16 protein-coding genes are annotated in these 21,217 nt (G+C 64.5%); 7 read left to right on the top strand and 9 right to left on the bottom strand.

Annotated elements, in window-relative coordinates:
• Positions 1–67 precede the first annotated feature (67 nt).
• The 4 genes from ptsP to J2X44_RS13940 all read right to left on the bottom strand — a co-directional run bounded on the left by ptsP (position 68) and on the right by J2X44_RS13940 (position 5,192).
• Positions 68–2,365 (bottom strand): phosphoenolpyruvate--protein phosphotransferase, encoded by a 2,298-nt coding sequence (ptsP, locus tag J2X44_RS13955; RefSeq protein WP_310085204.1) that lies wholly within the window; start codon positions 2,363–2,365, stop codon positions 68–70.
• A gap of 72 nt (positions 2,366–2,437) precedes the next feature.
• A complete protein-coding gene (locus J2X44_RS13950; protein WP_310085200.1) occupies positions 2,438–3,085 on the bottom strand; it encodes a hypothetical protein in 648 nt (215 codons plus the stop codon).
• A 350-nt stretch (positions 3,086–3,435) separates the two neighbouring features.
• The gene (locus J2X44_RS13945; RefSeq protein WP_310085197.1) at positions 3,436–4,155 is read right to left on the bottom strand and encodes a hypothetical protein; all 720 of its coding nucleotides are present in this window, start codon (positions 4,153–4,155) and stop codon (positions 3,436–3,438) included.
• 32 nt (positions 4,156–4,187) lie between these two features.
• The gene (locus J2X44_RS13940; RefSeq protein ID WP_310085195.1) at positions 4,188–5,192 is read right to left on the bottom strand and encodes a nitronate monooxygenase; all 1,005 of its coding nucleotides are present in this window, start codon (positions 5,190–5,192) and stop codon (positions 4,188–4,190) included.
• Between the two features lie 190 nt (positions 5,193–5,382).
• On the opposite strand from J2X44_RS13940, the gene J2X44_RS13935 reads away from it, so the two are divergent.
• Both J2X44_RS13935 and J2X44_RS13930 read left to right on the top strand, forming a co-directional pair.
• Complete coding sequence (locus J2X44_RS13935) at positions 5,383–5,553, top strand: YezD family protein (protein ID WP_310085192.1); 171 nt, start codon at positions 5,383–5,385, stop codon at positions 5,551–5,553.
• A gap of 90 nt (positions 5,554–5,643) precedes the next feature.
• Complete coding sequence (locus tag J2X44_RS13930; protein ID WP_310085189.1) at positions 5,644–8,157, top strand: TonB-dependent receptor domain-containing protein; 2,514 nt, start codon at positions 5,644–5,646, stop codon at positions 8,155–8,157.
• A gap of 72 nt (positions 8,158–8,229) precedes the next feature.
• On the opposite strand, the gene J2X44_RS13925 is transcribed toward J2X44_RS13930, so the two are convergent.
• A complete protein-coding gene (locus tag J2X44_RS13925) occupies positions 8,230–8,373 on the bottom strand; it encodes a hypothetical protein (protein ID WP_310085187.1) in 144 nt (47 codons plus the stop codon).
• A gap of 11 nt (positions 8,374–8,384) precedes the next feature.
• On the opposite strand from J2X44_RS13925, the gene J2X44_RS13920 reads away from it, so the two are divergent.
• The 3 genes from J2X44_RS13920 (at position 8,385) to J2X44_RS13910 (ending at position 12,146) form a co-directional block, all read left to right on the top strand.
• Positions 8,385–8,525 carry a hypothetical protein gene (locus tag J2X44_RS13920; protein ID WP_310249318.1) on the top strand — a complete coding sequence of 47 codons (141 nt, stop codon included), beginning with the start codon at positions 8,385–8,387 and terminating at the stop codon, positions 8,523–8,525.
• Between the two features lie 226 nt (positions 8,526–8,751).
• A complete protein-coding gene (gene katG / locus J2X44_RS13915) occupies positions 8,752–10,944 on the top strand; it encodes a catalase/peroxidase HPI (protein ID WP_310085184.1) in 2,193 nt (730 codons plus the stop codon).
• A 311-nt stretch (positions 10,945–11,255) separates the two neighbouring features.
• On the top strand, positions 11,256–12,146 hold the full coding sequence (locus J2X44_RS13910) for an OmpA family protein (protein WP_310085182.1): 891 nt from the start codon (positions 11,256–11,258) through the stop codon (positions 12,144–12,146).
• 81 nt (positions 12,147–12,227) lie between these two features.
• Here J2X44_RS13910 and J2X44_RS13905 read toward each other — a convergent pair whose 3' ends face one another.
• A complete protein-coding gene (locus J2X44_RS13905) occupies positions 12,228–13,475 on the bottom strand; it encodes an aspartate kinase (RefSeq protein WP_310085179.1) in 1,248 nt (415 codons plus the stop codon).
• Positions 13,476–13,633: 158 nt separating this feature from the next.
• Between J2X44_RS13905 and ubiG the strand changes: the two genes are divergently transcribed.
• Both ubiG and J2X44_RS13895 read left to right on the top strand, forming a co-directional pair.
• On the top strand, positions 13,634–14,443 hold the full coding sequence (ubiG, locus tag J2X44_RS13900; RefSeq protein WP_310085176.1) for a bifunctional 2-polyprenyl-6-hydroxyphenol methylase/3-demethylubiquinol 3-O-methyltransferase UbiG: 810 nt from the start codon (positions 13,634–13,636) through the stop codon (positions 14,441–14,443).
• Positions 14,440–15,033, top strand: a complete 594-nt coding sequence (locus J2X44_RS13895; protein WP_310085173.1) for a YdeI/OmpD-associated family protein — start codon at positions 14,440–14,442, stop codon at positions 15,031–15,033. Before ubiG ends, J2X44_RS13895 begins: the two co-directional genes overlap by 4 nt.
• A gap of 125 nt (positions 15,034–15,158) precedes the next feature.
• On the opposite strand, the gene J2X44_RS13890 is transcribed toward J2X44_RS13895, so the two are convergent.
• From J2X44_RS13890 to gltB, 3 genes are all read right to left on the bottom strand, one after another.
• On the bottom strand, positions 15,159–15,830 hold the full coding sequence (locus tag J2X44_RS13890) for a glutathione S-transferase family protein (RefSeq protein WP_058537165.1): 672 nt from the start codon (positions 15,828–15,830) through the stop codon (positions 15,159–15,161).
• Positions 15,831–15,985: 155 nt separating this feature from the next.
• Positions 15,986–16,429, bottom strand: coding sequence for a hypothetical protein (locus J2X44_RS13885; RefSeq protein ID WP_310085170.1), 444 nt, complete (start codon positions 16,427–16,429; stop codon positions 15,986–15,988).
• 215 nt (positions 16,430–16,644) lie between these two features.
• Positions 16,645–21,174 (bottom strand): glutamate synthase large subunit, encoded by a 4,530-nt coding sequence (gene gltB / locus J2X44_RS13880; protein WP_310085168.1) that lies wholly within the window; start codon positions 21,172–21,174, stop codon positions 16,645–16,647.
• Between the last annotated feature and the right edge of the window lie 43 nt (positions 21,175–21,217).

Raw genomic sequence — 21,217 nt, 5'->3', positions numbered from 1 at the left:
TTGTTCTCCCTGTCCCAAGAACGAGAACATAACATAAACATTGTTGCAAACGCAATTGCCGTCTGCGTCAATCGCCCAGATCGACCTGATGCGCCTCAGCCCACGCCTGATACTGACCGCGCGGATTCGATGCGGGCTGGCCGAGGATAGCGGGCATGTCGGCGCGCAGCGCGCCAAGGTCGAGCGAGCGGATCATCGCTTTCACCGGGCCGACCCCGGCGGGGGTGATTGACAGGCGTTCGATGCCGACGCCAAGCAGCGCCATTGCCTCCAGCGGGCGCCCGCCCATTTCGCCGCACACGCCCAGCGCGACCTTGGTCCCCGCCACCGTCCGTACGACGCGGGCCAGATAACGCATGACGATCGGGGACAGCCAGTCATAGCGTTCGGCGAGGCGCGGGTGGGCGCGATCGGCGGCGAACAGGAACTGGGTCAGGTCGTTGGTCCCGACCGACAGGAAATCGAGGTGTGGCAGCATCAGGTCGAGCGTTTCGAGCAGCCCCGGCACTTCGAGCATGGCGCCATAGCGGATCGCGACCGGCAGCTTCTTATTGTGCTGCGCCAGCCATGCCCGTTGCCCGACGAACAGGTCGCGCGCAGCGGCATATTCCCAGGGTTCGGATACCATCGGGAACATGACGTTGAGCGTGCGGCCGGCGGCGGCCTCCATCAGCGCGCGCGCCTGCACCTTGAGCAGCCCTTCGCGTTCGAGCGCGAGGCGCAGCGCACGCCAGCCCATCGCGGGATTTTCTTCCTGCGCGCCGTCGCCGACATTCATATAGGGCAGCGCCTTGTCGCCGCCGATATCGACGGTGCGAAAGATCACTGGCCGGTCGCCTGCCGCATCGAGCACGTCGCGGTACAGGCGCTGCTGGCGGTCGCGCGACGGCAGCGTCGCCGACACCAGAAACTGGAACTCGGTGCGGAACAGCCCGATCCCGCGCGCGCCGGTGAGGTCGAGCGCGGCGATGTCTTCGCGCAGTCCGGCGTTGATCATCAGTTCGATCGGCACCCCGTCCTTGGTGACCGCGGGCAGATCGCGCAGCGCCGCCAGATTGGCTCGGCGCTTTTGCGAAATCTCCAGCTTGGCGTCGAAAGCGTCCTGCACCGCCTGCGTCGGGCGGACGTGCAGCGTCCCCGCTGCGGCATCGAGCAGTAGCAGATCGCCTTCGCGGATCGAGGCGCGCACGTCGCTGACACGGCCGAGAACCGGAACCCCCATGGCGCGCGCGACGATGATGACATGGGCGGTCAGCGACCCTTCTTCCAGCACCACGCCTTTCAGGCGACGGCGGTCATATTCGAGCAGTTCGGCGGGGCCGAGATTGCGGGCGATCAGGATCGAATCCTGGCGCAGACCCATTTGCGCCGCGGTCCCCATCTGACCGGACACGATCCGGATCAGCCGGTTCGACAAATCCTCCAGATCGTGCATCCGGTCGCGCAGCAGAGCGTCGTCGATCTGCCGCATCCGCATACGGGTGCGCTGCTGGACGCGCTCGATCGCCGCCTCGGCGGTCAGGCCGCTGTCGATCGCCTCGTTGATCCGCCGCGACCAGCCCTCGTCATAGGCGAACATCTTGTAGGTCTCGATGACCTCCTCATGCTCGCCGCCGACCCCGAAATCGGCTTGGCTCGCCATGCGGTCGATCTGCTCGCGCATCTTGTCGAACGCGGCATAGACGCGGTGCCGCTCGGCCTCGGTATCGTCGGCGACGGTATGTTCGATGGTGATGCGCGGCTGGTGGAACACTGCGACCCCGGCGCCCATGCCATCGACCAGTTTCTGCCCGGCCAGCCGCTGCGCCGACTGATCGGCGGCGGCGGCGTCGGTGCGCGCCGCGGTATCGACCAGGTCGGCGTTGGTGATCAGTTCGGATAGTACCATGGCGACGGTTTGCAGCGTCTCGATCTCGATGTCGGCATAGCGCCGCGGGTCGGCGTGCTGGACGCAGAGGACGCCGACGGCGCGCTCGCGCCGGATGATCGGCACCCCGGCAAAGCTGTGGAACAATTCTTCGCCGGTTTCGGGACGGTAGGAAAAGTCGGGGTGCGCCGCGGCTTCGTCCAGGTTGAGCGTTTCGATCTGGTCGGCGATCATCCCGACCAGCCCTTCGCCAAGTCCCAACCGGGTGACGTGGACTGCTTCCTGTTTCAGGCCGCGCGTCGCATAAAGTTCGAGCGCGCCGTCGCGTAGCAGATAGATCGAGCAAACCTCGCTATCGAGGCATTCGCCGATAATCCCGACGACCTGATTGAGCTTGCCCTGCGCGTTCGCGCGCGACGCCATCACCTCGTGCAAGCGGGTCAGGATGGTCCGCGCCGACTGGGCCGCGGTCGAAGGAGGGGGCGGAGCATTGGTCATCGCTCCGCCCTGCTAACAGATGCTTGGCATCCTTGCTATGACCCCAAGTTAATTTCGCTTAAGGCCGATTTGCTATGGCTTGGCGGCGGCCATCTGGATCCCCGCGTCGGTCCGCGGCTGGTGGCCGCGCTGGGTGCGATAGGCGGCGAGTTCGACTTGGTAGCGCGCATAGGCGTCATAGAAATCGACGAAGGGTTGGTCGATCTGGGCCAGCATCGCAGGGGCCATCGTCATTGCGGCGGCGCTGTCCAGGCCGTGCACCTGCTGCGCGATCGAACCGGCGACGCGGCAGAATTGCTTTTGCGCCGGCGGCTGCGCGAAATAGTTGAACAGCTTCGTCGATGTGCGGTCGCGCGCGGCGATGCCATTGCTGCCGGTGGCGCGCCCCAGCCGCGCGATCACCGCGGTCTCCGCGGAACGGATCAGCCCGCCATGACGGGCGATTATGCCGTTATAGTCGGCGACGAGTTGCAACGAGCCCGGATGGCGGCAGCCGATCGCCGCGACGTTGAGTGCGATCCGCAGGTTCCAGAACGCGTCGTGACCGGTCAGTTCCCGGTTGGGCGTCGCAAATTCGCCGCGCGCGTCGCGCGGCGGCAGACGCAGGTTCGGCGCCGCAAACCCCGGTGCCTCCGGTTCCTGCAGGCCATATTGTGCCGCTGCGGGTGCAGCAGCCAGCGCCGCCGCACACGCGGCAGCGAGTCCGATCCATCTGGTCATGTTCCCAATTCCCCCAATGCTCCCCTGAGCAATGCCGGGCGGTCCCGGCAACAGGGAGACTAAGGCGAAAAAGGGAGTCGAAAGGTTGCCGGAAATTCATCATGAACTGCGGGGTAAGGCTTTGCCGCAGCCTTTGGTTGACGACGCGGGATCGCGCGTCTTGGTCTGGCAAAGATGGAAAAGCATCGCTTTTTTCGGCGATGTAGTGTGCGCCATCGGTCGCGTTCGGTGGCATGACGTCATCCAGCCGTCAGGGCCGGGCACCAAAATGCGATGAACGGATAAATGGGACGCAAAATGACCGGCTCAGCGTTGCACGGATGCAACAAAACTCCCCCGGCTGCGCGGCGCTAAATTCCAGTCGATGATCCGGTAGGCTGCACCGGCGCTCCGGTGGGCGCAAGCGGCGCGCTCATGATCGGCGGCGGCGGCGCATATTTGGCGTCCCAGGCAACCACGTCGGACTGATAGCGCGCATAGGCCTCGTAAAAATCATGAAACGGCTGGTCGAGCCGCGTCAGATGGGCGGGCGCCTGCTCGACGATCTGCGCGGTCGGCGTCGACGATACCAGCTGGGCGATTTCGTTGGCGCGGGCGCAAAAGGCGCGCTGCGCGGGGGGCTGGGCGAAATAGTTGAACAGCTGCGTCGACAGGCGGTCGCGCGCGGCGACGCCGCTGTTTTTGTTTTCCTTGCCAAGCTGGGTGATTACCGCCTTTTCGGTCGACCGGATCACTTTGCCATGCGCCTTGATGATATTGTTATACGCCGAAACAAGCGTGGTTTCTTCGAGGCCGCGGCAACCGATGGCGGCGACGTTCAAACCGATCTTGAGCTGCCAAAAGGCGCGGTCGCCGGTCACATTGCTGTTCGCGGTGACAAACCGGCCGTCGATGCCTCGTCCGGGCAGAATCTGGGTGACCGCGGCATTGCCGGGGGGCAGGGGGCGCGGCGGCACGATGATCACAACGGGCGCCGGCGGCGGCGGCGGTGGGGGCGGGGGCGGCGCCTTGGTACAAGCAGCGACGCTCGCCAACAGGCCGACGACGATGATCTTGCGCGACACGTTCATATTCCACTCCCCAACCGCGATACCATGCGGCGTCAACCCCGAGCGTGCAACGCGGCTTCGGCCTGTTGCACGAGAGACGCGACGATTACGGCCACGCTCTCTTCTTCGGATACCATACCGACAGATTGCCCTGCCATTAACGAACCATTTTCGACGTCGCCATCGATGACCGCGCGGCGCAGTGCGCCGGCCCAATAATGCTCGATCTCCAGCTGCGCCTGCATCATGTCGACCTCGCCCTGATCGAGCTTGTTGGCGACCTCGCGCTGCTTGACGGTAAACGCTTCTGTCCCGGCATTTTTCAGCGCGCGGACCGGGATGACCGGCAGGCGCGGGTCGATCTGGACGCTGGCGACGGCTTCGCGCGCCGACGCGCGCATGAACGCCTTTTTGAAATTGGGGTGCGCGATGCTTTCGGTGGCGCAGACAAAGCGGGTGCCGAGCTGGACGCCCGAGGCGCCCATTTCCAGATAGGCCGCGATCGCTTCGCCGCGGCCGATGCCCCCGGCAACAAAGATCGGCACTTCCTCTGCCAGCGTCGGCAGGATTTCCTGTGCCAGCACGCTGGTCGATACCGGGCCGATATGGCCGCCGGCCTCCATCCCCTCGATCACCAACGCATCGACGCCCGAGCGCACCAGCTTCTTGCCCATCGCGAGGGTCGGGGCAAAGCAGATCACTTTCGCTCCCGACGCCTTGATCGCCTCAAGGCTGCCCTTGGGCGGCAGGCCGCCCGCGAGCACGACATGGCCGACGCCATGCTTTGCACAGACGTCGATCAGCTCGATCAACTGCGGGTGCATCGTGATCAAATTGACCCCGAAATTGCGGGTCGCGAGCGCTTTGGTCGCGGTAATTTCGGCATCGAGCAGTTCGGGGGTCATCGCGCCGCACGCGATCACCCCGAACCCGCCAGCGTTGCTGATCGCGCTGACCAGATGGCGTTCGGAAACCCAGCTCATCGCGCCGCACAATATGGCGTAGTCGCTGCCGAGAAGGTCGGTCCCGCGCGCCATCAGTTCGTTCATTTTGCTCATTGAGGCTGCCTTTGCCAGCACTGGGACTCGCGCGCAATCCCTGGCGTCGGTGCGCGCCGCAGCCCGTCGCATCGCGGAATCCATTTGGCGCGGCAACCGAACCTTTCGGCGCAGAAAGCAAATCAATCATTGTCAACTAAAACGCTTGGCATATGCTCGGGCGACGAATCCACCCGGGAAAGGAATTACCATGAACACTGGCGAGGAGACCGGCAAAGACGCGTCCGATCAGCCGCCGCGCGCCATTCAGACGGTGCTCGACGCCCTCGACAAACTGAAGTTTGGCGCGATCCAGCTGACCGTCCACGAAGGGCGGCTGGTGCAGGTCGATGTGACCGAACGGCACCGCTACCCGAACTGATTCTTACCGCTCCCAAGAAGGACTCTCCCCTCATCCTGCCGCAGACCGGTCCACCGGATGTGGCAATTTTCTTTGCAACAGGAAATTGTCATGACCGCAAAATATCCGTCTGTCCGCCGCCGCGTGCAGGCATCATCACTCACCCTATCGTTCCTGCTCGTCCTGGGCGCCACACCCGCCGCTGCGGCAGAGGAAGCGACGGCAGCCAAAGCCGAGGACAGCGTTGCCGCCGATGCGGCCGCCCAAGTCGACGACGACGTCAGCCGCGGCGACATCATCATCGTCACTGCCCGCCGCCGCCAGGAAACGGCGCAGGAAGTCCCGGTCGCGATTTCGGTAATCCGCGGCGATTCGATCGAGGCGACGGGCAATTTCAACGTCGTGAAGCTCCAGCAGCTCGCGCCGACGTTGCAGGTCTATACATCGAACCCGCGCAACACCTCGGTCAACATCCGCGGCCTTGGCGTGCCGTTCGGGCTGACGAGCGACGGGTTCGAACAGGGCGTCGGCATCTATGTCGATGACGTCTATAATTCGCGCGTCGCCGCCGCGACCTTCGATTTCCTCGACGTCGACCAGGTCGAAGTGCTGCGCGGGCCGCAGGGCACGCTTTATGGCAAGAACACCACGGCGGGCGCGATCAACATCACGACCAACCAGCCGACGTTCGATTTCGAAGGCCGGGCCGAGATGAGCGTCGGCAATCTCAATTACCGGCAGGCCAAGGCCGCGGTGTCGGGTCCGCTGTCGGACACCGTCGCGGCGCGCCTTGCTATCGCGGCGACCAGTCGGCGCGGGACGATCTTTAACGTCACGAGCGACCGCTGGATCAACGAGCAGGACAATCTGGGCCTGCGCGGTCAGCTGTTGTTCCAGCCCAGCGACGATCTGAGCATCACGCTGTCGGGCGACTATAGCAAGCAGGATCCCGAAGGCTTTGGCACCTCGCTGGTCCGCGTCGGCCGGACGCAGCGCGCGCTGGCGCGCCAATATGATGGGCTGGTGGCAGCCTATAATGCCGCCAATCCGACGCGGCCCTACGCGGTTCCCAGCCGCAATGTGTTCGACAGGCTGACCGACATCGACGCCAGCCTGAATGCGGGGAACAAGATCGGCGGGGTTTCGGCGCGGGTGAAGTGGGACGTTGGTCCCGGCACCTTTACGTCGATCACCGCCTGGCGCTTCTGGGACTGGAAGCCCGAGAATGATCGCGACTTCACCGGTCTGTCGATCGTCTCAAGGTCGCAGAACCCGTCGCAGCAGGACCAGTATAGCCAGGAATTCCGCTATAATTACGTAGGTGACGATGTCGTCTTCGTCCTCGGCCTGTTCGGCTTCAAGCAGCGGATCGATACCCAGGGCACCGAGCAGCAGGGCGCCGACGCCAGCCGCTGGAGCCTGACCGGCGCGCAGGCGGCCGATCCGACCATCCTCAACGGTTTGACCGCCACCAACACCCAATATCTCAAAAGCACCAGCGCAGCGTTGTTCGGTCAGCTGAGTTGGAAGGTGACCGATGCGCTGACGCTCCAGCCGGGCGCGCGAGTCAATTACGACAAGAAGTCGGGCTTTTATCAGCGGATCGTGACCAACGGCGCGGGCAATGTCATTTCCTGCACCCCGGCGCCCGCCGCCGGGTCGGTGCTGGCGGCGCAGTGCGGCGTCTATCAGCCGCAACAAAGCGCACCGTCGGACAGCGCCTGGAACTTCACCTACGACTTCAACGTGAATTACAAGGTGGCGCCCGACGTGCTGGCTTACGCGACCTATGCCAAGAGCTTCAAGACGCTGGGCATCAACCAGAACGGCCTGCCACTGAACGCCGACAACACAGTCAATTTCGACGCCAGCACGGTGAAGCCCGAAGCCATCGACCATTTCGAGGTTGGGCTCAAGACCCAGTTCTTCGATCGCCGCGCGACCTTCAACCTGTCGGCGTTTCGCACCGAGATCAAGAATTTTCAGGCGACGGTGAACGGCGGTCAGTTCGGCACGGTGCGCGGCTATCTCGCCAATGCGGAAAAGGTGAAATCACAGGGGATCGAGGCGGACCTGAAGATCGTCGCCAGCGATCGCCTTACCGCTTATGCCAACGGCGCCTATACCGATGCCAAATACAAGCGGTTCACCAACGCGCCGTGCCCGCCCGAATTGTCGGGTGGGACGCTCCAGCCGGTGGGCGCGGCGCCCAATTATTCGCAGCCTGGCGTCGCTGGCGCGCTCAGCCCGCGCCAGTGCGACATTTCCGGGCAGCGGTTGCCCGGCGTGTCGAAATGGGCTTTTTCCTATGGCGCCGAAACCAATGTCCCGGCCACACTGCTGGCCAAGGACGGGCAGGTCTATCTGGGCGTCGACGGCAATTATCGTTCGGAGTGGAATTCGAACGCATCGCCGTCGATCTATACCAATGTCAAAGGCTATGCGCTGACCAACGTCCGCGCCGGTTTTCGCGCCGAGGGCTTTGACGTCTTTGGGTGGGTCCGCAACGCCTTTGATGTCGATTATATTGAACTGCTCCAGGTCGCCCCCGGCAACACCGGGTTGATCGCCGGAACCGCGGGTGATGCGCGGACGTGGGGCGGAACGGTGAAATTCAGCTTCTGATCCGGCCCATTCGCTGGATACAGAGAAGGGGGCGTTCCGCATGGAACGCCCCCTTTTTCATGCAGCCTGTGATCAGCGCTGCTGCGGCTTTTCGTTATCCTGATCGGGCCGCTGACCGCCCTGCTGGCGATCCTGGCCGCCATCCTGCTGTTGCTGCTGCTTGCGACGCTGTTCTTCGTCGCGCTGCTGCTGCTCATTGGGGTTCTGGTTAGCCACTTTTTCTCTCCATGTCGTCACGCCATGATGTGGGTGACATGGGGCTAACCCGTTGGCGCGGCGCAATGTTGCGCGCCGACCGCGCCATTTCGCTGGGGCGTGGCGGCGGCGCGACCAGTGTCATTTCGTTGCGGCAACCTGCGCCGCTGTAATCGGTTCGTTCAATGACTGAATTCAGCATATTCGGTTATGTCGATGGACGGGTGCAGCCTATCCTTTCCATTCAAGGCGAAAGGATGACCCAATCGACTCGCGACCGGCCTTCACCGAAGCACGCGCGGCGCCCCTCCGGTCGCTCCCGCGTCATGCGCCGGTCATCCTGCATCGCCACCCTGCTTTCCAACCCGATCCAACGAGAACCCCAAAAGGAGAGACTGCATGAACGACCAGACCCCCATCGGTAGCGGCTGCCCGGTTCACCAGCCGGGCGGCGTCCGCGCCCTGCTTGGCCGCACCAACAAGGATTGGTGGCCCGACATGCTGGCGACCGAAATCCTCAATCCCAACGGCTCGTCGAACCCGCTGGGCGACGATTTCGATTACAGCAAGGCGTTCGCGCTGCTCGACTATGCGGCGCTCAAGGCCGACCTGACCGCGCTGATGACCGACAGCCAACCTTGGTGGCCAGCCGACTATGGCCATTATGGCCCGTTCTTCATCCGCATGGCGTGGCACGCCGCGGGCACCTATCGCACCGCTGACGGGCGCGGCGGCGCCAACAGCGGGCAGCAGCGTTTTGCGCCGCTCGACAGCTGGCCCGACAACGGTAACCTCGACAAGGCGCGCCGCCTGCTGTGGCCGATCAAGCAGAAATATGGCAACAAGATCAGCTGGGCCGATCTGTTCATCCTGACCGGCAATGTCGCGATCGAAAGCATGGGCGGCCCGGTGTTCGGTTTCGGCGGTGGCCGTGCCGACGTGTTCGAACCCGAGCGCGACATCTATTGGGGCAGCGAAGACAAATGGGTGAACGAAGGCGTTCAGACCCGTATCGATCCCGACAAAGGGCTGGATGCGATCGAGGGACCGCTGGCGGCGATCCAGATGGGGCTGATCTACGTCAATCCCGAAGGTCCGGGCGGCAATCCCGATCCTTTGCTGTCGGCGCGCGACATGAAGGAAACCTTCGAGCGCATGGCGATGAACCATGAGGAAACCGTCGCGCTGACCGCCGGTGGGCATACGTTCGGCAAGGCGCACGGCAATGGCGACGCCTCGCTGCTCGGCGCCGCGCCATCAGGCGGCGACCTGGCGGCGCAGGGCTTTGGCTGGGTCAGCAGCCACGAGAGCGGCGGCATCGGCGAGCACAGCGTGACCAGCGGCATCGAAGGGTCGTGGGTCAATACGCCGACCGAGTGGTCGGAGAATTATTTCCGCCTGCTGCTCGATTATGATTATGAGCTCGTCCACTCGCCGGCGGGCGCGCAGCAGTGGCAGCCGATCAACCAGAAGCCGGAGGATATGGCCCCCGCGGCGTGGGATCCGAACGTCAAGGTTCCGACGATGATGACCACCGCCGATATGGCGCTCAAGATGGATCCCGAGTTCCGCAAGGTCAGCGAGAAGTTCCGCAACGACCATGAAGCGTTCAAGGATGCCTTTGCACGCGCCTGGTTCAAGCTTTGCCACCGCGACATGGGGCCGAAGGTCCGCTATCTCGGCCCCGAAGTTCCGGCCGAAGACCTGATTTGGCAGGATCCGATCCCGGCGGGCACCATGCCTTCGGATGCCGACGTTGCGGCGGTGAAGGCGGCGATTGCGGGCAGCGGGCTGACCGTCAGCCAGTTGGTCAAGACCGCTTGGGCGTCGGCCAGCACCTATCGCAAGTCGGACCATCGCGGCGGCGCCAATGGCGCGCGCCTGCGTCTGGCGCCGCAGAAGGACTGGGACGTCAACGAACCCGCGATGCTGGCGAAGGTGCTGGGCACGCTCGACGGCCTGCGCGGCAATCTGTCGATTGCCGACGCCATCGTGCTGGGCGGTGTGGTCGGGCTGGAAAAGGCGATCAAGGACGCTGGATTTAACGTTGCGGTGCCGTTCACCGGCGGCCGCGGCGATGCGAGTGCCGAACAGACCGACGCCGAGAGCTTCGACGTGATGGAACCCGAAGCCGATGCCTTCCGCAACTATCTGGGCAAAAAGAAGCTGGCGGTGAAGACCGAGGAAATGATGCTCGACCGCGCCTCGCTGCTCGGCCTGTCGGTGCCCGAAATGACCGTGCTGGTCGGCGGGCTGCGCGTGCTGGGTGCGAACCACGGCGAACGCGGTCATGGCCACTTCACCAAGCGTTCGGGTCAGCTCACCAACGACTTCTTCGTCAACCTGCTCGACATGACCAATGTCTGGAAGGCGGTCGATGGGTCGGATGATCAGGAATATGTCGCCACCGACCGCAAGGGCGGCGGCGAAACCTGGCGCGCCACCCGCGCCGACCTGGTGTTCGGGTCCAATTCGGAGCTGCGCGCGGTCGCCGAAGTCTATGCCGAAACCGGCCATGAAGAGAAGTTCGTCAAGGACTTCGTCAAGGCGTGGACCAAGGTGATGAACGCCGACCGTTTCGACCTCGCCTGATCGGTATCAGCTGAACAGACGACGGGTCGCGGATCCGCCCCCGGGGACATGGGCCTGGGGGCGGGTCTTTTTTGAGCCATAGGCGCGGCAGCCCGTGCACCGCTTTTCGGGTCATCACATCGCGTCTGCGCCCGTCGTCGGATGGCGGCGGAGGCCGGAAAACCGGATGCGCCCAGTGCCGCCAGCATCGGTTCGCCGCACAATCTGCTCGAATTGTCCGCGCAAATGGCCGTCGCGGCTTGCGGGGCGCAGCGAGTTACCAGAAGGGGCGAATCGAACTCGCGGGGGCGGCTCATTGAAGGAGAGGGTCCATGCGTACCGTTTCAAAGAATCCCAAAATATTGTTGGCGCTCGCCATGCTGGCCGCGGCAGCGCCCGTCAGCCTTGCCGCCCAGTCGCAGGAGTCTCCGCCGGAGGCCGCGGACGGTGATGTGATGGCGACCGTTTATGGCACGCTGCCGTCGCCCGACCAGATGACCAAGGGTCCGAAGGTCGAAGGCATCATCGCCGCACGCAGCGACGGCCGGATGCAGGTGCGGACAGCCGACGGCAATACCACGCCGATCGCCATCGCCGATTACACCAAGATCAAGTCCAAGGGCGGGTTCCTCGGCCTCAGCACCGACAAGCTGGCGGCGGGCTCGCTGCTCAATGGTCTGCCGGTCACTGTCGAGACCTTGCAGTGGGACGGCGGCCTGGTCGCGAGCCAGGTCGATCTGAAGAGCAAAGACCTGCGAACCGCGTCGATGATTGCTACCGGCACTGACCAGCGCTTTGCCGAACAGACCGCGGCGACCGAGGCGCTGCGTGGCCGCGTCGGCGACATCGATCAATATAATGTCAAAAGCACGACCAACGTGAATTTCGACACGGGCATGGCGGTGCTGTCCGAACAGGCCAAGGCGGATCTGTGTACCGCGGCCAATCAGGCCGAGGGGATGGATAACGCCCTGCTGCTGGTCGTTGGCTATACCGATTCCACGGGCAGCGAGGAAGTCAATCAGGTCTTGAGCGAAAAGCGCGCCGGCCGCGTCGTCAATCACCTGCAACAGGCGTGCGGCTGGAAACCTTACCGGATGCTGACCCCCACCGGGATGTCCGAAGCCGATCCGGCAGCGGACAATACGACCCCCGAAGGCAAGGCCCAGAACCGCCGCGTGGCGGTGAATATCCTGGTCAGCAAAGGTCTGGATGGACTGTAAGAGGCCCGGGGTGGGCTGGGCCCACCCCGCGTTTCCGGGCGGACGCCGAATTGTTCAGGGCTGCAACCCCGGGTTCGGAGCCTAATCGGCGTCGAGCCCATAAGCGGTGTGCAGCACGCGCACCGCGAGTTCGGTTTCATCCTCGTCGATCAGCACGCTGACCTTGATCTCGCTGGTCGAGATCGCCTGGATGTTGATGCCGCGGTCGGCCAGCGCGCGGAACATGGTGCTGGCGACCCCCGCGTGGCTTTTCATGCCAACGCCGACGACGCTGATCTTGGCGACCTTGTCGTCGCTGATGATGCGGTTGAACCCGATCTTTTCCTTCGCGGCTTCGAGCAGGTCGATCGAGCGCAAGAGGTCGGTCTGCGGCACGGTGAAGGTCACGTCGGTTTCGCCCTTGTCGCGGCCGACGTTCTGGATGATCATGTCGACATTGATCCCCGCCGCAGCAAGCGGACCAAAGATGTTGGCGACGCCGCCGGGCCGGTCGGGGACGCGGGTGACGATGACCTTTGCCTCATTCTTGTCGTGGGCGATGCCGGTGATCAGCTGCCGTTCCATCTGATGTTCCTCTATTTCCTCGTCGCTGACGATCATCGTACCTTGCTTGGGCGCTTCGTCGCCCTCGACGAAGCTGGAGAGCACCTGCACGCGCACGCCCTCTTTCATCGCGAGCCCGACCGAGCGCGTCTGGAGCACTTTCGCGCCGACGCTCGCGAGTTCGAGCATTTCTTCATAGGTGACATAGTCGAGCTTGCGCGCGCGGGCGACGATACGCGGGTCGGTGGTATAGACGCCGTCGACGTCGGTGTAGATGTCGCAGCGGTCGGCCTTGAGCGCTGCGGCGACCGCAACCGCACTGGTGTCGGAACCGCCGCGGCCGAGCGTCGAGACGCGGCCGTCGTCCATCAGGCCTTGAAAGCCCGGGATCACGGCCACCTCGCCGCGCGCCATCGCGGCGCCCAATGCGCCGGTGTCGATGTCGGCGATGCGCGCGCGGGCGTGCGCTTCCTCGGTACGGATCGGGAGCTGCCAGCCGAGCCAGCTGCGCGCCGGGGTTCCCATCGCCTGCAAGGTCAGCGCGAGCAGCCCCGAGGTAATCTGCTCGCCCGCGGCGACGACGACGTCATATTCGGCGGGGTCATAGCGCGGGTTGGCTTCGCGGCAGAAATTGACCAGCCGATCGGTTTCGCCCGCCATTGCCGAGACGACGACGGCGACCTGATTGCCATTGGCGACTTCGCGCGCGACAAGTTTCGCCACGGTGCGAATCCGCTCGGTGCCCGCCATCGACGTGCCCCCGAATTTCATCACGATCCGCGCCATCTCGCCCCGCTTTCAAGAAACTGGTTTCCGCCGCAACATTCGAACAAATCTGCGGCGCTCGGCTGTTACGGAAGGGGGCGCGCGAAGGCAAGGGGAGCGGGCGTCGGAGCGGATAGAATTTCTTGCATGGGGCGAGGGGGAGTGCCACATCGCGGGGCATGAGCAGCGCCACGATCAATCCGCACGAAGCCGCGCATTTCGGCGCGCTCGCCGCCGACTGGTGGGATCCGCATGGGTCTTCGGCAATGCTGCACAAGCTGAACCCGGTGCGCCTTGCCTATATCCGCGACCAGATCGACGCGCATTGGCATATCGATGCGCGCGAGCGTTATGCGCTGGCGGGGCGCAGCGCGCTTGACGTCGGGTGCGGCGCGGGGCTGCTTGCTGAGCCGCTCGCGCGAATGGGGGCGAGGGTAACCGGGGTTGATGCGGCGCCGGAGAATATCGCCGCTGCGCGCGCGCATGCGGCAGGGCAGGGGTTGGATATCAGCTACTTCGCTGGGGAGTTGGCTGACCTACCAATTCCGTTTGTGTCGAGCGAAGTCGAGACACGCTTGGGGAGCGCTGACCTTCGGGGTGTCTCGACTTCGCTCGACACGAACGGGGAGGGGTTTTTCGACCTCGTCACGTCGATGGAAGTCGTCGAGCATGTCACCGATCCCGCGGCGTTCGTCGGCGAACTCGCGGCACGGCTGGCGCCGGGCGGGTTGATGATCCTGTCGACGCCCAACCGCACGATGCTGTCCAAGCTGCTGCTGGTCGAGGCCGCTGAACGCGTCGGCGCGGTGCCGCGCGGGACTCACGACTGGGAGCAGTTTCTGAAGCCCGAGGAGCTGACCAAGCTGCTCGAAGGAGCGGGGCTCGCGGTCATCGACCGAACCGGCCTGTCGCCATCGCCCGCCAAGGGTTTCAAGCTCGGCGGCAGCGAGGCGCTCAATTATCTGGTCGCCGCGCGGCACGCGGGATGACGCGTGACCCGCGCGTCGACGATTATATCCCGAAGCGGCAAGCCTTCGCCCAGCCGATCCTGACCCATTTGCGCGAACTGCTGCACAAATATGCGCCGGGCTGCGAAGAAACGCTGAAATGGGGCGTGCCGCATTTTGTGCTCGGCGGCCAGAATCTCGCGGGCATGGCGGCGTTCAAGGGTCATGCGACCTTCGGCTTCTGGCGCGACGAGGAGGTCACCGGATCGCCGCGCGACACCGGCGCGATGGGCAGCATGGGGCGGCTGACGTCGCTTGCCGATTTGCCGTCGGACAAGCAGATGGCGGCATGGATAGGCAAAGCCGCGGCACTGTGCGCCGAGGGCAAGCCCAAGCGCCCGGCGCCCAAGCCCAAGACCGCGCTTGAACTCCCGGACGATCTGGGCGCGGCGCTTCGGGCCAATGCGGCAGCGCAGGGCCATTGGGACGCCTTCTCCCCCGGCAAGCGCCGCGATTACATCGAATGGGTGGTGGAGGCGAAGCGCGAGGAGACGCGGGTCAAGCGCATTGAGACGATCGTCGCGCAGGTGGCCGAAGGCAAGGACCGGAATTGGAAGTATAAGGGGTGTTGAACACTCGTCGTCCCCGCGAAGGCGGGGGCCGATAGCGGTTTACGCAGCGATGCCGGACAAGACTGCCAGCAACCCCCGCCTTCGCGGGGGTTGACGCTTCGGAACGCTTCGCATTCCGTGGCGCATCAAAAGTCGACGTCTTCATAATATTTCGGCGGCGTCACGATCTCCATGCGCTCTGCCAATAGGGGGCGGAAGGAAGGCCGCGATTTCAGCCCCGAATACCAGCCCTTGGTTTGCTCATGCCCGGTCCAGTCGATGCCGCCGAGATAATCAGCGACGGAGATATGCGCCGCGGCGGTCAGGTCGGCGAGGCTCATCGTCGCGCCGGCAAGCCAGGTGCGGTGGTCGATCAGGTAATCGACATAGTCGAGATGGTTGTTCGCCGCCTTCATAGCTTCGCGCAGCGCGCCGCCATCGGGGGGCTGGCGGTGGACGATGCGTTTCTGCATCCGTTCGAACAGCAGGGGGCCGGTGACTTCATAATAGAAATCATGGTCGAACCACGACGTCAGACGGCGGATTTCGGCGCGGTTAGCCGCCGTGCCGTTGATCATCGCCTTGCCTTCGACGGTTTCCTCGAAATATTCGGCGATCGCCATGCTGTCCATCAGCACCTGGCCGCGCGCCTGATCGACCATCACCGGGGTGCGCCCGGCGGGGTTCAGGTCGATAAACTCGTCGCGGCGTTCCCACGGCGATTCGCGCACCAATTCATAACCGACGCCTTTTTCGCCCAGCAACAGGCGAACCTTGCGCGAAAAGGGACAGAGCGGGAATTGATAGAGTTGCCACATGATCCCGGCATAGCGGCAGCGGGGCGCCGCGCGCAACGCCCGATGCTGGACTTATCCTTAGTTTCGTCATCCCGGCGAAGGCCGGGATCTCACCCACTCGTAGGAACGCGACGACGGGATCCCGGCCTTCGCCGGGATGACGAAAAAAGGGGGCGTCAGCGGCGCGCCGCTTCGCGTTCGCGTTCCCATTGCGCGGCCATATCGCGCGCCATGTCCTTGAGCACCGGCGCATAGACCGCCAGCGCCGACGCAGCCTGTCCCGCCATTCGCGTCGTCGCGCGCACGTCGGCGCCCATGCGATCGGCATAATCGGGGTCGCGGCCCGCAACCTCGCCGAGCGTGGCGTCGTGCGGGATATAGGCCGCATCGGATTCGGGATCGACGCGCGCGACCGCCTCGGCCAGCGGACCGACTGGCATCTGCATCAGCGCGCCGACAATCGCGGTGATCGTATCGGCCATGCGATCCTGCGCCACCGGATCGTTCAGCGTCGCGACGGCATCGCGCGTTTCGTTGTCGGCTGCGGCGGCCGGAAGCGGTGCGGCGAGCGCGAGGAGGGGAAGGGCCAGCAGGGCGAAACGGGGCGTCGGGCGGGTCATGGCTTTCATCCTTTCAAAGGACGCGAGGATCAGCAAAGCCGCGTTGATAGCGACATGACGCTTTCGCCGGGCTGAACGGCCGGCGTTGGTGCGGTGGGGCGAGCAGGCGATACGATAAACCGTCGCCCCCGCTAAGGCGGGAGCCGCCGTCGGCTTGTCACGACATTGCAGCTTAATGTTGCCAGCGGCCCCCGCCTTCGCGGGGGCGACGATCTTTACTCCGCCGCGACCACCTCTGCCTCGGAATCGCTGAGCGGATGCGCCAAACGCGACAGCATTTCCTTCGGGCACACCTGCCAGAACTGGTCCCGCCAGCGATCCCAGTCGGCCAGGATTTCGCTCGACCATTTGCTGCCGGTCGCCTTGGCATGATCTTCGACCAGATCCTTCAGCACCGCTTCCCAGTGCGCGCTGTCGATGCGTTGCCAGACGATCGATTCGGGATTGGCGCGGCGTTCGAACAGGCCGTCGATGTCGAGGATGAAGCCCATGCCGCCGGTCATTCCGGCACCGAAGTTCGAGCCGACCGGCCCGAGGATCACCGCGGTGCCGCCGGTCATATATTCGCAGCCGTTGGCGCCGCAGCCCTCGACGACAACCTGTGCGCCCGAATTGCGGACCGCGAAACGCTCGCCCGCCTGACCCGCCGCGAGCAACGTGCCGGAGGTCGCGCCATAGAGGACGGTGTTGCCGATGATGCTGTTGTGCTGGCTGACCAGCGGGCTCGACACGGTCGGGCGCACGACGATGCGGCCACCCGACAGGCCTTTGCCAACATAGTCATTGGCGTCGCCGAACACTTCCAGCGTGATGCCGCTGCACAGGAAAGCGCCTAAGGACTGGCCCGCCGTACCGCGCAGGCGGATCTGGACATGGTTGTCGGCGAGGCCGTTCATACCGAACTTCGCGGTGACCTCGGCCGACAAGCGGGTGCCGACGGCGCGATGCGTGTTGCGGACGTTGTAGGTCAGCTGCATCCGCTCGCCGCGCTCGAACAAAGGCTTGGCGTCGCTCAATATCTGCGCGTCAAGGCTGTCGGGGACCGGGTTACGCAGCAGCCCGTGCGAGCGGCGCTGGTTGTCGGGGGCATCGACCTTGGCCAGGATCGGGTTGAGGTCGAGATCGTCGAGATGCTCGGCGCCGCGGCTGACCTGGCGCAGCAGTTCGGTGCGGCCGATCACTTCGTCGAGGCTGCGGCAGCCGAGCTTGGCGAGGATTTCGCGCACTTCTTCGGCGATGAAGGTCATCAGATTGATGACTTTTTCGGGCGATCCAGTGAACTTCGCGCGCAGCTTTTCGTCCTGCGTGCAGACGCCAACGGGGCAGGTGTTGCTGTGGCACTGGCGCACCATGATGCAGCCCATCGCAACGAGGCTGAGCGTCCCGATGCCATATTCCTCGGCGCCCAATATGGCGGCGATGACGATGTCGCGGCCGGTCTTGAGCCCGCCGTCGGTGCGCAGGCGAATGCGGTGGCGCAGACCGTTGAGGGTCAGCACCTGGTTGACCTCGGACAGCCCCATTTCCCACGGGGTACCGGCGTATTTGACGCTGGTCTGGGGTGAAGCGCCAGTGCCGCCGGTGTTGCCGGCGACGAGGATCACATCGGCGTGCGCTTTAGCCACGCCCGCCGCGACGGTGCCGATGCCTGCGCTCGACACCAGTTTGACGCAAACCCGCGCCTTCGGGTTGATCTGCTTGAGGTCATAGATGAGCTGCGCCAGATCCTCGATCGAATAGATGTCGTGGTGCGGCGGCGGGCTGATCAGCGTCACCCCCGGCGTCGCATGGCGCAGGCGGGCGATGAACTCGGTGACCTTGAAGCCCGGAAGCTGGCCGCCCTCGCCGGGCTTGGCGCCCTGCGCGACCTTGATCTCGATCTCGTCGCAGGCGCCCAGATATTCGGCGGTGACCCCGAAGCGCCCCGATGCGATCTGCTTGATGTTGCTGTTCGCGTTGTCGCCATTGGCATAGGGCTGATAGCGCTCGCTGGCTTCACCGCCTTCGCCCGACACCGCCTTGGCGCCGATACGGTTCATCGCGATCGCCAGCGTTTCATGCGCTTCGGGCGACAGCGCGCCCAGCGACATGCCGGGGGTGACGAAGCGCTTGCGGATTTCGGTGATCGCCTCGACCCCGTCGAGCAGAACGCCCTGCTGCGGATAGTTGAATTCCATCAGATCGCGCAGGTAGACGGGCGGCAGGTCGGCGACCCCGCGCGAGAATTGCAGATAGGTCGAATAGCTGTCGGTCGCGACCGCGGTTTGCAGAAGATGCATCAGCTGCGCCGAATAGGCGTGCGTTTCGCCGCCCGCGCGCTGGCGATAGAAGCCGCCGATCGGCAGGGTGGTAGCGCGCTTGTCGAACGCCGCCTCATGCTTCTCGGTCGCGTTGATAAACAGCGATTGATAGCCTTCGCCCGAAATCTTGGCGGGCATCCCGGGGAACAGGTCGTTGACGAGCGCGCGACTGAGCCCGACAGCTTCGAAATTATAGCCGCCGCGATAGCTGGAGATCACTGCGATCCCCATCTTGGCGAGGATCTTGAGCAGCCCGTCGTCGATCGCCTTGCGAAAGCGCAGCAGACAATCGCCCAGCGCCAATTCGCCGCCGAACAGCCCGCGCGACCAGCGATCGACGATCGCCGCCTCTGCCAGATAGGCATGGACCGTCGTCGCGCCGACCCCGATCAGCACCGCAAAAGCGTGGGTGTCGAGGACTTCGGCCGAGCGGACGTTGATCGAGGCGTAGCTGCGCAGCCCCTTGCGGACGAGATGCGTGTGGACCGCGGCGGCGGCCAGCACCATCGCCATGCCCACGCGGTCCTCGCCGATCGCCTGATCGGTCAGGAACAGCTCGCTGCGTCCTGCGCGCACGGCGTCCTCCGCCTCACGCCGGACGCGGGCGATCGCTTCGCGCAGCGTCGCGGCGTCGCCGCCGACCTTGAACGTGCAATCGATGTCGGCGACCGCGTCGCCGAAATAGGCGCGCAGCCGGTCCCAATCGTCGCCGACCAGCACCGGGCTGTCGATGACGAGGACATGGTCGCTCTGCCCGCGTTCATCGAGAATGTTGGCCAGGTTGGCGAAACGCGTCTTCAGGCTCATCACATGCCGTTCGCGCAAGCTGTCGATCGGCGGGTTGGTGACCTGACTGAAATTCTGGCGGAAGAATTGGGCGACGTGGCGCGGTTTGTCGGAGATGACCGCGAGTGGGGTGTCGTCGCCCATCGATCCGATGGCTTCCTTGGCATCCTCGACCATCGGCGACAGGATCAGCTCCATATCCTCCATGGTCAGTCCGGCCGCGACCTGACGGCGCAGCAGCTCAGTACGTTCAAAGGTCGGCAGGCTCGACTTGCCGCCCTTGGGCAGGTCGGCCATCGTGCGAAAGCCTTTGACCCGCGCGCCATAATCATGCGCGCCCGCGATCTTGTCCTTGATCGCGCGGTCTTCGTAAAGGACGCCTTCCTCCAGATCGACGGCGATCATCTGGCCGGGGCCAAGGCGGCCCTTCTTGCGGATGCTCGCCTCGGGCAGCAGCACCATGCCGCTTTCGGAGCCGACGACGAGCAGATTGTCGGCGGTCAGCGTGTAGCGCAGCGGGCGCAGCGCGTTGCGGTCCATGCCCGCAACCGCCCAGCGGCCGTCGGTCATCGCGAGCGCGGCGGGGCCGTCCCACGGCTCCATGACGCTGGCGAGATAATTGTACATCGCCTTGTGCGCGTCGGGCATTTCGGGTTCGTTCACCCAAGCCTCGGGAACCAGGATCAGCTTCGCGGTCGGCGCATCGCGCCCGGCGCGGCACAGCGTTTCGAACACCGCGTCGAGCGCGGCGGTGTCCGATGCGCCCGCCGGGATCACCGGCTTGATGTCTTCCGAATGCTCGCCGAACGCGAGGCTCGCCATCTTGATCTCGTGGCTTTTCATCCAGTTCTTGTTGCCACGGATCGTGTTGATTTCGCCATTATGCGCGAGACAGCGGAACGGCTGCGCCAGCCACCATTGCGGAAAGGTGTTGGTCGAATAGCGTTGGTGGAAAATCGCGACGCGGCTTTCGAACAGCTTGCTGGTGAGGTCGGGATAAAAATCGGCGAGGCTCTCCGCAAGAAACAGCCCCTTGTAGATGATCGAGCGGCACGACAGGCTGCACACGTAGAAGTCGGCGATCTGCGCTGCGATCACCTTTTTCTCGATCCGGCGGCGGACCAGATAAAGCTGCTTTTCGAACTCGGCGAGCGACTGTTCGTCGGGCAGCGGTCCGGCGATCATGATCTGCTCGATCTCGGGGCGGGTGCGCTGCGCCTTGTCGCCGATCACCGACACATCGACCGGCACCTGGCGCCAGCCATAGATGGTGAAACCCGCGTCGATGATCTCGGCCTCGACGATCGTGCGGCACTCTTCCTGCGCGCCCAGATCGGTTCGCGGTAGGAACACCATGCCGACGGCGAGGCGGTTCGGGCGAACCTTGTGCCCCGACGCGGCGATCGCATCGTCGAAGAAACGGACCGGCAGGTCGACATGGATGCCCGCGCCATCCCCCGTCTTGCCGTCGGCATCGACGGCGCCGCGGTGCCAGACGGCTCGCAACGCTTCGATTGCCGCCTCGACAACGCGGCGCGACGCCTTGCCATCGGTCGCCGCGACCATGCCAACGCCGCAGGCATCGGATTCGAGGTCGGGGCGATACATGCCCTGCTCGGCAAGCCGCGCGTGTTCGGGGGTGGGGTAGTGGGTTGTCATCTTTGTTTCCCTGATCGTCATCCCGGCCTTCGCCGGGATGACG

The organism is Sphingopyxis sp. BE259 (genome assembly GCF_031457495.1).
GTDB lineage: Bacteria > Pseudomonadota > Alphaproteobacteria > Sphingomonadales > Sphingomonadaceae > Sphingopyxis.
Note: the sequence above shows the minus strand (reverse complement) of the source record. Positions and strands in the feature narration are given on the sequence as shown.

Coding starts and splice junctions, on each gene's coding strand:
- ptsP (WP_310085204.1), bottom strand. CDS start 2,365: ATGACCAATGCTCCGCCCCCTCCTTCGACCGCGGCCCAGTCGGCGCGG.
- J2X44_RS13950 (WP_310085200.1), bottom strand. CDS start 3,085: ATGACCAGATGGATCGGACTCGCTGCCGCGTGTGCGGCGGCGCTGGCT.
- J2X44_RS13945 (WP_310085197.1), bottom strand. CDS start 4,155: ATGAACGTGTCGCGCAAGATCATCGTCGTCGGCCTGTTGGCGAGCGTC.
- J2X44_RS13940 (WP_310085195.1), bottom strand. CDS start 5,192: ATGAGCAAAATGAACGAACTGATGGCGCGCGGGACCGACCTTCTCGGC.
- J2X44_RS13935 (WP_310085192.1), top strand. CDS start 5,383: ATGAACACTGGCGAGGAGACCGGCAAAGACGCGTCCGATCAGCCGCCG.
- J2X44_RS13930 (WP_310085189.1), top strand. CDS start 5,644: ATGACCGCAAAATATCCGTCTGTCCGCCGCCGCGTGCAGGCATCATCA.
- J2X44_RS13920 (WP_310249318.1), top strand. CDS start 8,385: ATGTCGTCACGCCATGATGTGGGTGACATGGGGCTAACCCGTTGGCGC.
- katG (WP_310085184.1), top strand. CDS start 8,752: ATGAACGACCAGACCCCCATCGGTAGCGGCTGCCCGGTTCACCAGCCG.
- J2X44_RS13910 (WP_310085182.1), top strand. CDS start 11,256: ATGCGTACCGTTTCAAAGAATCCCAAAATATTGTTGGCGCTCGCCATG.
- J2X44_RS13905 (WP_310085179.1), bottom strand. CDS start 13,475: ATGGCGCGGATCGTGATGAAATTCGGGGGCACGTCGATGGCGGGCACC.
- ubiG (WP_310085176.1), top strand. CDS start 13,634: ATGAGCAGCGCCACGATCAATCCGCACGAAGCCGCGCATTTCGGCGCG.
- J2X44_RS13895 (WP_310085173.1), top strand. CDS start 14,440: ATGACGCGTGACCCGCGCGTCGACGATTATATCCCGAAGCGGCAAGCC.
- J2X44_RS13890 (WP_058537165.1), bottom strand. CDS start 15,830: ATGTGGCAACTCTATCAATTCCCGCTCTGTCCCTTTTCGCGCAAGGTT.
- J2X44_RS13885 (WP_310085170.1), bottom strand. CDS start 16,429: ATGACCCGCCCGACGCCCCGTTTCGCCCTGCTGGCCCTTCCCCTCCTC.
- gltB (WP_310085168.1), bottom strand. CDS start 21,174: ATGACAACCCACTACCCCACCCCCGAACACGCGCGGCTTGCCGAGCAG.